Consider the following 14,091-nt stretch of genomic DNA (forward strand, 5'->3'; position numbering starts at 1 on the left):
ACCCCTACACCGTATCCGTACCCTTGGGTAGTATCACCACCATGCCTTCCACAAAACTCCGAATACGCGCGTCAGTTCTGGCACTTTCCCTCGCTGCTTCAGGCTTTCTCGCCGCTGGGTGCGGCTCCGACAACGGTGCCTCCCCCAACACGACCCAGACGAGCGCCGCCAGCGAGGCCCATAATCAGGCGGACATCCACTTCCTGCAAATGATGTATCCGCATCACGCCCAAGCCATCCAGATGGCCGATCTGGTCAACGATCGCACCGATAACCAGCAGGTGCGTTCGCTCGCCGCGGACATCAAGAAGAATCAGGGCCCGGAAATGCAGCAGATCGCCGGGATGCTGCAGCAATGGGGCCAGCCCGCGCCGACCGCCGGCGCCTCGGCGCATTCGTCGATGACCGGCATGCTCTCGCCGCAACAACTCGACGCGCTGAAGGCGGCCAAGGGCGCCGACTTCGACAAACAGTGGCTGCAATCGATGATCGAGCATCACCTGGGCGCGATCGAGATGGCGAAGACCGAAATAGCGGAAGGCACCAACCCACAGGCCATCAAGCTGGCGCGCGCAATCGTGACCGGCCAGCAGTCCGAAGTCGATCAGATGCGGACCATGCTCGGCGAACGGTAAACGCTCAGCCGACCGTCCACGTATCCGGGCCGGTGATCAACTGCTGCAGCTGGCCAAGTCCGCCGGGCGATTGTTCGCGAGCAGCGGCCACCTGCGCGCGGACGCCGTCGTCGTAGGTGGGTCGGACCACATTGCGGAAAACGCCCGTCACCACGTGACCCAGATCTTGGTCGGAAAGCCGCGACAAGGCGAAGGCGTACTCCGGCCGGTCGGTGTGGGCGTCGTGCACGACGATGCGTGCCGGGTCGACGGACCCGGTTTGCGCGACCTCGAGACCGAATCCGCTTTGCACGACGCAGTATTCGCCGTTACGGCCGAAGCGAATCGGCTCACCGTCGACGAGCGGAATCAGCCGTTGTTCGGCCTCGTCCTTGCGCAATACATCGAACGATCCGTCGTTGAAGATCGGGCAGTCCTGCAGGATCTCGACGAACGCAGCACCGCGGTGTTCCGCCGCCGCACGCAGCACCCGTGACAACGAAGGGCGGTCCGAATCCAGCGCCCGCGCAACAAATGTCGCCTCTGCGCCCAATGCCAGCGAGAGCGGGTTGAACGGATGGTCGACCGAACCCAGCGGCGTCGACTTGGTCACCTTCCCCACCTCGGACGTCGGCGAGTACTGGCCCTTGGTAAGCCCGTAGATCCGGTTGTTGAACAAGACAATGGTGACGTTGATGTTGCGGCGCAACGCGTGGATCAGGTGATTGCCGCCGATCGAAAGCGAGTCGCCGTCGCCCGTGATGACCCACACCGACAGGTCGGGCCGCGTCACGGCGAGTCCGGTGGCGATTGCGGGTGCCCGGCCATGGATCGAGTGGATACCGTAGGCGTCGAGGTAGTACGGGAATCGGCTCGAGCAGCCGATCCCCGACACGAACATCAGGTTTTCCCTGCGCAGACCCAGTTCGGCCAGGAAACTGCGCATAGTCGCGAGAATGACGTAGTCGCCGCACCCAGGGCACCACCGCACCTCCTGGTCGGAGGTCAGATCCTTGGCATGCAAAGGCATTTCGGATAGCGGGACCTGACCGTAGCCGGGTAGCCCGAGTTCTGTCGGTGCCGCCGTCACAACGATCCCTCCCCCGAAGAAATCACGCTCTTACGCGCGAATTCGGCTTTTCCGAGTTCTTGTTTTGCCAGCGAACCGTCGAGCGCGGCAGTGATGACGTCCTCGATCTCACTGGTCGCGAACGAGACACCCGCCACCTTCGTCACCGGCTGAACGTCGACGAGGAACCGGGCGCGCAGCAGCATCGACAGCTGGCCCAGGTTCATCTCCGGCGCCACGACGATCGGGTAGGCGTGCAGCACGTCACCGAGGTTGGGCGGCAAAGGGTTCAGGTGCCGGAGGTGCACGTGCGCGACCTTCTTCCCCGCCACCCGAGCACGCCGGCACGCTTCCGCCATCGGGCCGTACGAACTGCCCCAGCCGACGAGCAGCAGGTCGGCGTCCCCGTCAGGGTCGTCGACAGTCACTTCGGGCACCGCGATGCCATCGATCTTGGCTTGCCGCAGCCGCACCATCAGATCGTGGTTGGCCGGGTCGTAGGAGATGTTCCCCGTGCCGTTGGCCTTCTCCAGCCCGCCGATGCGGTGCTCGAGGCCCGGCGTTCCCGGCACGGCGAACGCGCGCGCCAAGGTATCCGGATCGCGCGCATACGGCTGATATGAATCGGCTTCGGCGGCCCCGCTGAAGTGCGGATCGATGCGCTCAACGCTGGCCAAGTCTGGAATCGCCCAGGGCTCAGCGCCATTGGCGATCGAGCCGTCAGACAGCAGCACCACGGGCGTGCGGTAGGTCAGGGCGATCCGGGCTGCTTCCAGCGCGGTGGCGAAGCAGTCGGCCGGTGATCGCGGGGCCAGCACCGCGACCGGTGACTCGCCGTTGCGGCCATACAGCGCCTGCAGCAGGTCGGCCTGCTCGGTTTTGGTGGGCAGCCCGGTCGAGGGACCGCCGCGCTGCACATCGATGATCAGCAGCGGCACCTCGGTCATAACCGCCAGCCCGATGGTTTCGCTCTTGAGCACCAGGCCCGGCCCGGACGTGCTGGTCACGCCGAGCGCCCCGCCGAGCGATGCACCGAGCGCGGCGCCGACACCGGCAATCTCGTCCTCGGCCTGGACGGTCACCACACCGAACCGTTTGTGCTTGCTCAGCTCATGCAGGATGTCCGACGCCGGCGTGATCGGGTACGACCCCAGGAAGATCGGCAGTCCCGAGAGTTGACCCGCGGCCAGCACGCCGTAGGCCAAGGCGGTATTGCCGGTGATCTGGCGGTAGGTTCCGGCTGGCAGCGACGCGGGGGCCACCGCATACGGCGCCGCGAAGCTCTCGGTAGTTTCGCCGTAGTTCCAGCCCGCCCGCAAGGCCATGATGTTGGCCTGCGCCAGTGGTGGATTCGTGGCGAACTTCGCCTGCAGAAAGTCCTCGGTGGCGGTCGCCGACCGGTGATACATCCAGAACAGCAGCCCGAGGGCGAACATGTTCTTGGCGCGCTGCGCGTCCTTCTTGCTGACGCCGCTGTCCGCGACGGCGCCGAGCGTCAGGGTCGTCATGGCCACCTTGTGCACGACGTAGGCGCTCAGCGAGTCGTCCTCCAGCGGGTTCGCCGAATACCCGGCCTTGGCCAGGTTGCGACGCGTGAACTCGTCCGCATTGGCGATGATCGTGGCGCCGCGCGGGACGTCAGCAATGTTGGCCTTGAGCGCAGCCGGGTTCATCGCGACGAGCACATCCGGGCGATCACCCGCGGTGAAAATGTCGTAGTCGGCGATTTGGATCTGAAAGGACGAGACGCCCGGAAGGGTGCCTTGGGGCGCCCGGATCTCGGCGGGAAAGTTCGGTTGGGTGGCCAGATCGTTGCCGAACGCCGCCGCCTCGTGCGTGAACCGATCCCCGGTCAACTGCATGCCGTCACCCGAGTCGCCGGCGAATCTAATGACGACTCGTTCGAGTTTTTCGGTTGCGGCGTCAGCTGTCATCGATGCGCCAACCTTTCACCCATCAGCCCACTTTTCACGTTACGGCATCCTGCGGTCGATTTCCGATCATGACCGTGGGCCGCCGTAATCGATGATCGTGCGCCAGTAGTCCTCGGTGATTTCGCCGTTGCTGCGAAGGACTTTCGAGAGACCGACGGCCATCGCGACGCCGAGCAACCCGAGCCACAGCCCCGCCAGTGCGATGCTGATCCAAACGGCCGTGCGGACTTGCGGCCACGGAGCGACCGCGATCATTACCGGGCCGAAAAAGAAGCTGGTTCCGATGTACCACGAGGAGCCGGCCCGGTCCGATATCAGCACGAGGCGCAGCCAGCGGGGAACGGTGACGTGATCGGGTGCAGTGCTGACGGGCATTCTCGGCCTCCTTCTGCGATTTGGTGCACCTCCATGCTCGTCTCCGTTGTTCATGACGTCGATTACCCGCGAGGTAATCGACACGCTTCCCCGACTGCCCTAGCGTCGACATGCGTGACCACTTCGCAGCGTCAACCGGTCGGTGTCCTGCTTCGCCACTGGCGAGAGCAACGCCGCCTGAGCCAGCTTGAATTGGCAACGCGCAGCGCAGTTTCCGCGCGGCACCTGAGCTTTCTCGAAACCGGCCGCGCCAGACCCACGCGGTCGATGCTGCTCAAGCTCAGCGACCACCTCGACATCCCCTTGCGCGAACAGAACCAACTGCTGCTCGCCGGCGGGTACGCCCCGGCTTACCCCGAGCACACGCTCGCCGATGTCCCGATGGCAGCCGTCTCGGATGCGATTCGACAGGTGCTTGACGGCCACTTGCCCGCCCCGGCGCTCGTCGTGGACCGGCACTGGGATCTGGTGGAGTCCAACGCCGCGGTCAGCCTGTTTCTCGACGGCTGCGCGCCGCGACTGCTCGAACCACCGGTGAATGTGCTGCGCCTGAGCCTGCATCCCGACGGTCTCGCGCCACGGATTCGCAACTTGAGTCAGTGGCGCGCGCATATCCTGCACCGGTTGTCGCGCCAATGCGCGGCGACGGCGGACGAGGGCTTGTATCGGCTTCATGACGAGCTCGCGCGCTACCCGTCGGCGAAATCCGCCGAGCCTGCGGAAGACACCGCCGGTCTCGTTGTACCGGTGCGACTTGCGAGCCCCGCCGGCGAGGAGCTCGCGTTCATCAGCACCACGACGGTTTTCGGGACACCGCTGGACGTGACGGTCGCGGAACTGGCGATAGAAGCGTTCTATCCAGCCGACAAAGCGACGGCCGATTTCCTTGCGCGCCAGTAGCTCCATGATCAGAAGAGCGTGAGGGCCAGCGGCCGCTGCGGTTCGACCGGCTCTTGAACCTGCCGCAATGGTGTCGAGTCCGTTCGATCCAGCCCGTGCCGCCGCAACAGCGGCGAGACGCGCTCGCGTAACCATGTCGAGTATTCGGACGAGACGTACGCGCCGCGGCCGTAGAGCTGGCGATAGCGGCGCAGCAATGCTGGATGATGCTCGCCGAGCCAACCCAGGAACCAGCCGCGGGTGCTGCCGCGCAGGTGCATGGCAAAGCAAACGGCCCGGGTGGCGCCTGCCTCGGCGATAGCGGACAGCAGCGCATCGAGATGTTCGGCGCTGTCGGTGAGATAGGGAATTACGGGTGCGACCATGACCGTGCAGTCGAACCCCGCTTCGGCGATGCTGCGAATCAAGTCCAAACGCGCCTTCGGTAGCGGCGTCCCGGGTTCGAGCTGCTGCTGCAAATGCGGGTCGAGTATCGCCAGCGAGACGCCGATGCCTACCGGCACCTGGTCTGCGGCCATGCTCAGCAGCCCCAGGTCGCGGCGCAGCACCGTTCCCTTGGTGAGGATCGAGAAGGGGGTACCCGAATCCGTCAGTGCACCAATGATTCCGGGCATCAGCCGGTAGCGGCCCTCGGCGCGCTGATACGGATCCGTGTTGGTGCCGAGCGCCACCGCCTCCCGCCGCCACGACCGGCGATTCAACTCGGCCCGCAGCACCGGCACCACGTTCACCTTGACCACGATTTGCGAGTCGAAGTCGTGACCGGCGTCGAGTTCGAGGTACTCGTGGGTCGACCGCGCGAAACAATAGCGGCAGGCGTGAGTGCAGCCGCGCATGGTGTTGACCGTCCACGAGAACGGCACGTTCGATTCCGGCGGAATCTTGTTGAGCGCGCTCTTGCACAGGACCTCGTGAAAGGTGACACCCTCGAACTCCGGTGTCTGTACGGTTCGAACGAATCCAGCGCGCTCCAAACCAGGCAACGCTCCATCGAGAGGGGGCGGGCCGGTGGCGTCCAATACTTGGCCTTGCCATCGCATGAGCCAAGTCGAACACGCGTTCTAACGTCTCGTCAAGCTCCCGCGGCCGCCGCGCGCGTATTTGCGGCCTTGCGCGCGGGCCGTCGCGTCAGCTGGCCGGAAGTCACGAAGAACGCGACCAGATCTCGAACCGTCTCGGTGGTCGACCGCGGTCGATAACCGAGTTCGGCGCGCGCCTTCGAGCCGTCGACGATGGGCGCGGCAAGCAGCGCCCCCAATGCCGCGCGCGAGACCACGTCGGACCCGAAGCGACGCCCGATCGGTTCGGCGATCGGCAGAATGGGCGTAATTGCCCGCAGCGGAAGCGCATACCGCGGCCCCCGCCGCCCGGCACAGGCCGCGGCCAGCCGGAAAGCATCGAACAGCCGGACCATTTCCCCGGTGAGAAGATAGTTCTCCCCCGTCCGGCCCTTCTCGGATGCGGCCACCAGTCCAGCGGCGACGTCTCGCACGTCGACCAAGTCGAATCCGCCGGAAATGACGAGCGGCACCCGCCCGCGAGCTGAATCGCGCAGCATCGAATTGATCCGCGACAGCCCGTAGTCGACGGGCCCGAAAACGCCGGTCGGGTTGCAAATCACCGCATCGAGGCCCTTGTCGACGACCTTGCGCAGTTCGATTTCGCCGAACCACTTCGAACGGTCGTAGACCGGGATCGAACCGTCGGCCGAGCGTGGCGAACTCTCATCGATGTGGCCACCGCAGGTGTACTGGTCGAACGAGTGGATAGAGCTGCAATGCACCAATCGGCGGGCACCTACGTCCAAGGCGGCCTCGGCAACGTTGCGCACACCCTGAACGTTCACCGCCCAGGCCCGATCATCGCGCTGGGCCAGCGTAATCATGGCAACAAGGTGATACACCACTTCGGCACCGTCGATCGCGCGGCGCATGGAAGCGACGTCGAGAACGTCTCCCTCCACCCATCGCACCCCGGCGGGCGAGTGGAGCGACCGCACCCTGTCAATTGCCGTGATCTCGTGACCCTGCTGCGCCAGCACGGTGAGCAGGTTGGTGCCCACGTACCCGGCGGCTCCGGTAACCGCAACCTTCATCCGACGACCTTCAACGTTGGAGGACCTGTGACGCCACCGAGCGTACTAGAACTTGTTCTAATTCGACAGGGCTGAATTAGCCGTAGAACCGCACCGCTGCGATGCCCCGCCGCACCGGACAGTCGAACACCACCACCGCGGGCCGGCCGCCGACCTCGACGCTCACGGTGATCGACCGCCCGGCGCGGATCATCTTGCGCCACCGTAAGCCACGCACCTGCGACAACAACTCGTCGATGGAAACAGCTTGGCCCTCAGGGTATTCCAGCTCAGCCGCCGAGGCCATCGCCACCGCGACCTCCCGCCTGCCCGCGGCCACCGCGTCGAGAAACCGAGCCGCCGTCCGCGCCTGGGAGCCTCCGACGCGTCGGAAACCATGAGCGAACCCCAGCGCACCGCCGACGCCCTGACTACTCAACAACTGCGGAGTCAGCCGCAGCGCGGCGCGCACACCCGGCCCGCCGCAGCGAAGCAGTTGCGTCACCATCGACGGCAGTTCCCAATGCGCAAACAGCCCGCCGATCGCCAACCGGCCCGCGTCCACGGCCAACTCGTAGCGCAGATGCATCGGAACGATGAGCTCTGCGCCCGTCGACATCGTGGTGTGCAGCGTGAGGTCACGAATCACCGTTGTGCCGCAGACGATGTCGTGATCGACATCGAATACCACCTCGTTCGGGCCAATGAAGGTGTCATAAAAGCGACCGATCGCCTCGCGCCCCACATGCGGCCGCGAACCGACCGGATCGTTCACAACCCCGTCCGCGGCGAAGAGCCCGAGCCAGGATGCGCGGTCGTGTTCAGCAACGAACCGGGGCGATTGGCTCACGAATTCCAGCAACTCTGTTTCGGTGGGCACGGCACCTACTATGCCTCGGTGCCTGTGCGGGACTCCGGCTTACGCCTCCAGCAGCGCGGCCACCTCGGCGTCGGACAGCGTCGTGAACGACGCACGACCACTGTCGCGCACCAGCCGCACCGCTCGATAGAGCGGCCGCTCATCGATGCCAGCGCCGCGCGCCTCGGCGCGCAGCTGTTCGACGAGCACCGACGACAAGGCTGCCGCCGCGACCAACTCCCCCGCCGCCAATCCGTCGGCCAAGCGACGCAGGCCGAGGACTTCCAATTCGCGCCCGCCCGTGTCGGTATACAGCGCCAGCGGGACCGCGGCGGACCTGTTGCCGTCGCCGATCTTGAGACTGATCTGGCTGATCCGGCCGGAACGCACAGTCAATTCCGCTGTCTGCGCGGCCGCAAGGTCCACGTGCCGAGTGCGCAGCAACCGGCGCGAACGCACCACCGTGCCGGTCAGCCATGTCCTGCGCCGCATGGACAGCAGGGCCGCTACCGCCGTCGGACCGCCCACAACCGCCCCCGCGACGATACCCACCGGCCAGGTCGTAGCCGCACCGGCAAGCAACGCCACGACGACGCCGACCACGACAGCGATGGCCGCGATGCGCCGCAGCCGCGGGGCGACCAGCTGCGTCGGCACCAGGTCGATCGTGAGATCTCCCTCGGCGCTCACCTCAGCTCGTTCTGGATTACCACCACCACATTGTCCAGCGAAACATCTTGCTGCTCGCCCGTTTTGAGATTCTTCACCCCGACCGTCCCCGCGGCCAGGTCACGGTCGCCCAGCACAAGCGCGAACTCGGCCCCCGACCGATCCGCCGCCTTCATCGCCCCCTTGACGCCGCGACCGCCGTACGCGAGGTCAACGCTGATGCCGCGTTGCCTGAGGTGTTGGGCGACCACCACGAGGCGAGCCTTCGCGGCGTCGCCGAGCGGCACCCCGAAGACCTGGCAGCGCGCCTGGTCGCCGACGGTCTTTCCTTCGGCGGCCAGCGCAAGCATTGTCCGGTCGACGCCGAGCCCGAACCCGATACCGGACAGCGGCTGACCACCGAGGTCGGCCATCAGGCCGTCATACCGGCCGCCGCCTCCGATGCCCGACTGGGCACCGAGGCCGTCGTGGACAAACTCGAACGTCGTCTTCGTGTAGTAGTCGAGCCCGCGCACCATGCGCGGATTGATTACGTACGGCACCTCGAGCGCGTCGAGATATCCCAGCACGGAGTCGAAGTGCGCCTTCGCCGACTCCGAAAGATGGTCGATCATCAGCGGCGCGTCGGCGGTCATTTCCCGAACGTCTGGCCGCTTGTCGTCGAGGACCCGCAGTGGATTGAGCTGCGCACGCCGCCGGGTCTCCTCGTCCAGCGGCAATCGGAAAAGGAAGTCCTGCAACAGCTCCCGATACTGCGGACGGCAGGTTTCATCGCCCAGAGAGGTGATCTCGAGCCGGAAACCCTCGAGCCCGAGGCCGCGGAAGCCCGCATCCGCCACCGCGATCACCTCGGCGTCCAGGGCCGGATCATCGACACCGATCGCCTCGACGCCCACCTGCTGCAATTGCCGGTAGCGCCCGGCCTGCGGTCGCTCGTAGCGGAAGAAGGGGCCCGAGTAGCTGAGCTTGACCGGTAATGCGCCGCGGTCGAGGCCGCGCTCGATCACCGCACGCATCACACCGGCCGTACCCTCTGGTCGCAGGGTGACACTACGGTCACCGCGGTCGGCGAAGGTGTACATCTCCTTGGTCACCACGTCGGTCGACTCGCCGACACCACGCGCGAACAGTGCGGTGTCCTCGAAAATCGGGAGCTCGATGTGGCCGTACCCGGCCAGGCGGGCAGCACTCAGCAGCCCGTCGCGGACCGCCACGAAAGTCGCGGAATCCGGCGGGACGTAGTCCGGGACGCCCTTCGGCGCGGAGAATGCGCTCGGTTTGCTCACGGCAAACAGCCTAAATCGTGCCGTCGCGCGACCGACCCTAGGTCTTGGCCGTTACGGCCGCCCGCTCCGCTCCTCGCTCCGCTGCGATGCTCACGGCCGCCCTCCACTCGAGTTGTCGGTCGTTACGGCCGCCCGCTCCGCTCCTCGCTCCGTTCCTCGCTCACGCTGCGGTACTCACTGCGATGCTCACGGCCGCCCTCCACTCGAGGTCCTCTCAGACTTGGATGGCAGACTCTATGGCCGGTCTGGTATTGGCCGGCTCGATCGGAACGGTGATGAGGAGGTCAGGGCCCGTGCCCACCAACGAACAGCGACGCGAGGCCGCGAAGCGCAAGCTGCAGCGCCAACTCGAGCGACGCGCCGAACGGGCGCGCAGACGCAAGCAACTCACGATCGCCGGTTCGGTCATCGCAGCCATTGTCGTCGTCGGCGCGATCACCTCTGTCGTCCTGCTGACCAAGGGCGACGACAGCACAACCAACACCGCCAGCGCCGAAACCACAACGCCGGCCCAAGACGTGCCGGCCATCCCCATGCCGACGGCCCGGGCCACCGCGCTGCCCGCCACCGTCAAGTGCAACTACCCACCGGGCGGCGCCCCGGCGGCCAAGCCAGTACAGCCGCCAGCTACCGACAACATCGCCACCAGCCCGGCGACCATCGACGTGAGCCTGGACACCAGCCAGGGCGAGATCGGGTTGAAACTCAACAATGCCGAATCGCCCTGTACCGTCAACAACTTCGTCAGCCTGGCCAAGCAGGGGTTCTTCGACAACACCCCCTGCCACCGGCTCACCAACTCGGCGGACCTGAAGGTTCTGCAGTGTGGCGACCCGACCGGCAAGGGAAACGGCGGCCCTGGTTACCAGTTCGCCAACGAGTTTCCGACCGACCAGTACTCGCCCGAGGACCCCAACGGGCAAAAGGCGATGCAATACAAGCGCGGCATCATCGCCATGGCCAACGCGGGTCCCGACACCAACGGCAGTCAGTTCTTCCTGGTCTACGGTGATTCCAAGTTGCCGCCCCAGTACACGGTGTTCGGCACCATCGACAACACTGGGCTCGCGACCTTGGACAAGATCGCAAAGGGCGGCATCGCGGCCGCAGCGCCCGGCGCACCCGCGGGCGAAGATGGCAAGCCAGTACTTCCAGTCGACATCAAATCCGTGAAGGTGAGCTGATGCGCGCACGTTATCTCGTCCCCATGCTCGGACTCAGCGCCGTGCTCGCAACCGCCGGTTGCTCGAATGGATCGTCATCGTCATCAGCGGCCGGATCGTCATCGCAGCCGGCCTCGACCAGCGCCGGCCAAACGAACCCCGACACCGGTCTGAACCCCGCGCAGTTCAACAAGCTGCCACCGGCCCCCAAACCGTCGGCTGCATCCGTGTCGTGCACCTACACGCCCGACGGCAAGCCCGCCCGTCCGGTGCAGCCGCCGCCGGCGACCGCGTCGACGTCGGGTTCGCCGAAAATTTCGATGACCACCAACCAGGGCCCGATCGAACTGACGCTGGATCCAGCCGAGGCCCCGTGCACGGTGAACAGCTTCGTCAGCCTCACCAAACAGGGCTACTTCGACAACACGCCCTGTCACCGACTGAGCACCACCGGGCTGATGATGCTGCAGTGCGGCGATCCCACGGGCACCGGTAGCGGCGGACCCGGCTACGGCTACGCCACCGAATACCCGTTCACGGCCTACCAGCCCGGCGACCAGAACCTGTCTCTGCCGACGACGTATCCGCGCGGCGTCGTGGCGATGGCCAACACCGGCGCGCCCAACAGCAATGGGAGCCAGTTCTTCCTGGTCTTCGGCGACTCGCCACTACCGCCGCAGTACACGGTGTTCGGCACGATCTCGAAGGACGGCTTGGCCACGATCGACAAGATTGCCGCAGCCGGCGATGACAACTCCATGGCAGGCGTCGGCGGTGGGAAGCCGAACAAGCCAGTGACCATCGAGAAGGCCACGGTCAGTTAGGCCGCGGAGGTGACCCGGTAGACGTCGTACACGCCTTCCACGTTGCGTACGACGTTCAGCACGTGGCCGAGGTGCTTCGGGTCACCCATTTCGAAGGTGAACTTGGACACCGCAACCCGATCACCCGACGTGGTGACAGACGCGGAAAGAATGTTCACACGCTCGTCGGCGAGCACCTTCGTGACGTCCGAAAGAAGGCGGTGCCGGTCCAGCGCTTCGATCTGGATGGCGACCAGGAACACCGATGACGGCGACGGTGCCCACTGCACATCGATAATCCGCTCGGCCTGCTGCTGCAGCGAGCCCGCATTCGTGCAGTCGGTGCGATGCACGCTCACCGCTCCGCCGCGCGTCACGAAACCGAGAATTTCGTCACCCGGGACCGGCGTGCAGCACTTGGCCAGCTTGGCGACGGTGCCCGGTGCACCCGGAATGAGCACCCCGGCGTCGCCGGTTGTCCGCGGCCGGCTCGGCACCGTCGACGGGGTGGCCCGTTCGGCGAGTTCCTCCTCGACATCCCCGACCCCGCCGAAGTGCGCGACGAGGCGCTGCACCACGTGTTGCGCCGACGCATGGTTCTCCCCCACCGCTGTGTACAGGGCGGAGACGTCGGCGTAGCGGAGTTCGTGCGCGATCGCGGCCATCGCCTCGGCGGTCAGCAACCGCTGCAAGGGAAGGCCGCCGCGGCGCACCTCCTTGGCAATCGCCTCCTTGCCGGCCTCGAGCGCCTCTTCGCGCCGCTCTTTGGCGAACCACTGCCGGATCTTCGCCTTCGCCCGCGGTGACACCACGAACGACTGCCAGTCCCGGCTCGGCCCGGCATTGAGCGCCTTGGACGTGAAAACCTCGACCACTTCGCCGTTTTCGAGTTGGCGCTCCAGCGCGACCAGGCGGCCGTTCACCCGGGCGCCGATACATCGGTGACCGACCTCGGTGTGCACCGCGTAGGCGAAGTCCACCGGCGTCGACCCGGCCGGCAAGGTGATCACGTCGCCCTTGGGAGTGAAGACGAAGATCTCTTTGACCGCGAGGTCGTATCGCAGCGACTCCAGGAACTCGCCCGGGTCCGCGGCCTCCCGCTGCCAGTCGAGCAGCTGACGCATCCACGCCATGTCGTCGACTTCAGCGATGTCGGAATGCTTCGCGGTGTTGTTCTTGCCGCGAGTCTCCTTGTAGCGCCAGTGCGCGGCGATGCCGAACTCCGCGGTGCGGTGCATGTCGCGGGTGCGGATCTGCACCTCCAGCGGCTTGCCCTCCGGCCCCACCACGGTGGTGTGCAGCGACTGGTACACGCCGAACCGCGGCTGGGCGATGTAGTCCTTGAACCGGCCCGCCATCGGCTGCCACAGCGAATGCACCACGCCCACGGCGGCATAACAGTCACGCACTTCGTCGCAGAGAATGCGGATCCCGACCAGGTCGTGAATGTCGTCGAAGTCGCGGCCCTTGACGATCATCTTCTGATAAATCGACCAGTAGTGCTTCGGTCGGCCCTCCACCACGGCATTGATCCGTGAGGCATTGAGCGTGGCGGTGACCTCGTCGCGCACCTTGGCCAAATAGGTGTCGCGCGACGGCGCCCGATCGGCCACCAGACGCACGATCTCCTCGTACTTCTTGGGGTGCAGGATCGCGAAGGAAAGATCCTCGAGCTCCCACTTGACTGTGGCCATGCCCAGCCGGTGCGCCAGCGGGGCGATGACCTCCAGTGTCTCGCGAGCCTTGCGAGCCTGCTTCTCCGGCGGCAGAAAGCGCATGGTTCGCATGTTGTGCAACCGGTCGGCAACCTTGATCACCAGCACCCGCGGGTCCCGCGCCATCGCGATGATCATCTTGCGGATGGTCTCCGCCTCGGCGGCGCTGCCGACCAGCGCCTTGTCCAGCTTGGTCACGCCATCGACGAGATGGGCGACCTCGTCGCCAAAATCGGCGCGCAGCTGATCGAGCGTATAACCCGTGTCCTCCACCGTGTCGTGCAGCAGTGCCGCCACCAAAGTGGTTGTGTCCATGCCTAATTCGGCAAGGATGTTCGCGACGGCGAGCGGATGGGTGATGTAGGGGTCACCGGATTTGCGGACCTGGGAGGCATGCTTCTCGTCAGCGACGTCGTACGCGCGCTGCAGCAATCCGAGATCGGCCTTCGGATACAGCTCCCGGTGCACCGCGACGAGTGGTTCGAGCACCGGCTTGATCGCGGCGTGGCGTTGGGCGGTGATCCGCCGGGCCAAACGCGCCCGCACCCGGCGCGAGGCGGACGTCGGTACCGGCGGTGGCTGAACGTGCATATCGGCGTCGGCCGCCGCAGTAGGGGCAGCCTTATCCGC

The 14,091-nt window shown here is 65.9% G+C and carries 13 protein-coding genes; 4 read left to right on the forward strand and 9 right to left on the reverse strand.

The features are described 5' to 3' along the window. Positions 1–41: 41 nt before the first annotated feature. Complete coding sequence (locus FOS14_RS20300; RefSeq protein ID WP_255450479.1) at positions 42–635, forward strand: DUF305 domain-containing protein; 594 nt, start codon at positions 42–44, stop codon at positions 633–635. Between the two features lie 4 nt (positions 636–639). Here FOS14_RS20300 and FOS14_RS20305 read toward each other — a convergent pair whose 3' ends face one another. The 3 genes from FOS14_RS20305 to FOS14_RS20315 all read right to left on the reverse strand — a co-directional run bounded on the left by FOS14_RS20305 (position 640) and on the right by FOS14_RS20315 (position 3,992). Beyond that, on the reverse strand, positions 640–1,710 hold the full coding sequence (locus FOS14_RS20305; protein WP_255450484.1) for a 2-oxoacid:ferredoxin oxidoreductase subunit beta: 1,071 nt from the start codon (positions 1,708–1,710) through the stop codon (positions 640–642). Continuing rightward, a complete protein-coding gene (locus FOS14_RS20310) occupies positions 1,701–3,617 on the reverse strand; it encodes a 2-oxoacid:acceptor oxidoreductase subunit alpha (RefSeq protein WP_143772646.1) in 1,917 nt (638 codons plus the stop codon). The genes FOS14_RS20305 and FOS14_RS20310 overlap by 10 nt, the downstream gene beginning before the upstream one ends. 66 nt (positions 3,618–3,683) lie before the next feature. Further along, the gene (locus FOS14_RS20315) at positions 3,684–3,992 is read right to left on the reverse strand and encodes a hypothetical protein (RefSeq protein WP_143772647.1); all 309 of its coding nucleotides are present in this window, start codon (positions 3,990–3,992) and stop codon (positions 3,684–3,686) included. Positions 3,993–4,106: 114 nt separating this feature from the next. Here FOS14_RS20315 and FOS14_RS20320 point away from each other — a divergent pair, with 114 nt between their 5' ends. Then, a complete protein-coding gene (locus FOS14_RS20320; protein ID WP_255450480.1) occupies positions 4,107–4,892 on the forward strand; it encodes a helix-turn-helix domain-containing protein in 786 nt (261 codons plus the stop codon). Between the two features lie 8 nt (positions 4,893–4,900). Here FOS14_RS20320 and FOS14_RS20325 read toward each other — a convergent pair whose 3' ends face one another. From FOS14_RS20325 to hisS, 5 genes are all read right to left on the reverse strand, one after another. Beyond that, on the reverse strand, positions 4,901–5,932 hold the full coding sequence (locus FOS14_RS20325; RefSeq protein ID WP_143772649.1) for an Rv2578c family radical SAM protein: 1,032 nt from the start codon (positions 5,930–5,932) through the stop codon (positions 4,901–4,903). 32 nt (positions 5,933–5,964) lie between these two features. Beyond that, entirely contained in the window at positions 5,965–6,987 is a 1,023-nt protein-coding gene (locus FOS14_RS20330; protein ID WP_143772650.1) for an NAD-dependent epimerase/dehydratase family protein, read from the reverse strand. A 76-nt stretch (positions 6,988–7,063) separates the two neighbouring features. After that, positions 7,064–7,846 carry a nuclear transport factor 2 family protein gene (locus FOS14_RS20335; RefSeq protein WP_143772651.1) on the reverse strand — a complete coding sequence of 261 codons (783 nt, stop codon included), beginning with the start codon at positions 7,844–7,846 and terminating at the stop codon, positions 7,064–7,066. A 39-nt stretch (positions 7,847–7,885) separates the two neighbouring features. Further along, complete coding sequence (locus tag FOS14_RS20340) at positions 7,886–8,515, reverse strand: hypothetical protein (protein WP_143772652.1); 630 nt, start codon at positions 8,513–8,515, stop codon at positions 7,886–7,888. After that, positions 8,512–9,780, reverse strand: coding sequence for a histidine--tRNA ligase (gene hisS / locus FOS14_RS20345; protein ID WP_143772653.1), 1,269 nt, complete (start codon positions 9,778–9,780; stop codon positions 8,512–8,514). The genes FOS14_RS20340 and hisS overlap by 4 nt, the downstream gene beginning before the upstream one ends. 293 nt (positions 9,781–10,073) lie before the next feature. Here hisS and FOS14_RS20350 point away from each other — a divergent pair, with 293 nt between their 5' ends. Then, positions 10,074–10,964, forward strand: coding sequence for a peptidylprolyl isomerase (locus FOS14_RS20350; RefSeq protein ID WP_143772654.1), 891 nt, complete (start codon positions 10,074–10,076; stop codon positions 10,962–10,964). Next, entirely contained in the window at positions 10,964–11,767 is an 804-nt protein-coding gene (locus FOS14_RS20355; protein ID WP_143772655.1) for a peptidylprolyl isomerase, read from the forward strand. The genes FOS14_RS20350 and FOS14_RS20355 overlap by 1 nt, the downstream gene beginning before the upstream one ends. Here the strand turns inward: FOS14_RS20355 and FOS14_RS20360 are convergent. Then, positions 11,764–14,052, reverse strand: coding sequence for a bifunctional (p)ppGpp synthetase/guanosine-3',5'-bis(diphosphate) 3'-pyrophosphohydrolase (locus FOS14_RS20360; RefSeq protein WP_143772685.1), 2,289 nt, complete (start codon positions 14,050–14,052; stop codon positions 11,764–11,766). The genes FOS14_RS20355 and FOS14_RS20360 overlap by 4 nt on opposite strands. Positions 14,053–14,091: the final 39 nt, after the last annotated feature.

Source organism: Skermania sp. ID1734 (genome assembly GCF_007489285.1).
Lineage (GTDB): Bacteria > Actinomycetota > Actinomycetes > Mycobacteriales > Mycobacteriaceae > ID1734.

What these genes read in the sequence shown, in the direction of transcription:
- FOS14_RS20315 (WP_143772647.1), bottom strand. Translation starts at nt 3,992, where the DNA reads ATGCCCGTCAGCACTGCACCCGATCACGTCACCGTTCCCCGCTGGCTG.
- FOS14_RS20330 (WP_143772650.1), bottom strand. Translation starts at nt 6,987, where the DNA reads ATGAAGGTTGCGGTTACCGGAGCCGCCGGGTACGTGGGCACCAACCTG.
- FOS14_RS20300 (WP_255450479.1), top strand. Translation starts at nt 42, where the DNA reads ATGCCTTCCACAAAACTCCGAATACGCGCGTCAGTTCTGGCACTTTCC.
- FOS14_RS20355 (WP_143772655.1), top strand. Translation starts at nt 10,964, where the DNA reads ATGCGCGCACGTTATCTCGTCCCCATGCTCGGACTCAGCGCCGTGCTC.
- FOS14_RS20325 (WP_143772649.1), bottom strand. Translation starts at nt 5,932, where the DNA reads ATGCGATGGCAAGGCCAAGTATTGGACGCCACCGGCCCGCCCCCTCTC.
- FOS14_RS20310 (WP_143772646.1), bottom strand. Translation starts at nt 3,617, where the DNA reads ATGACAGCTGACGCCGCAACCGAAAAACTCGAACGAGTCGTCATTAGA.
- FOS14_RS20360 (WP_143772685.1), bottom strand. Translation starts at nt 14,052, where the DNA reads ATGCACGTTCAGCCACCGCCGGTACCGACGTCCGCCTCGCGCCGGGTG.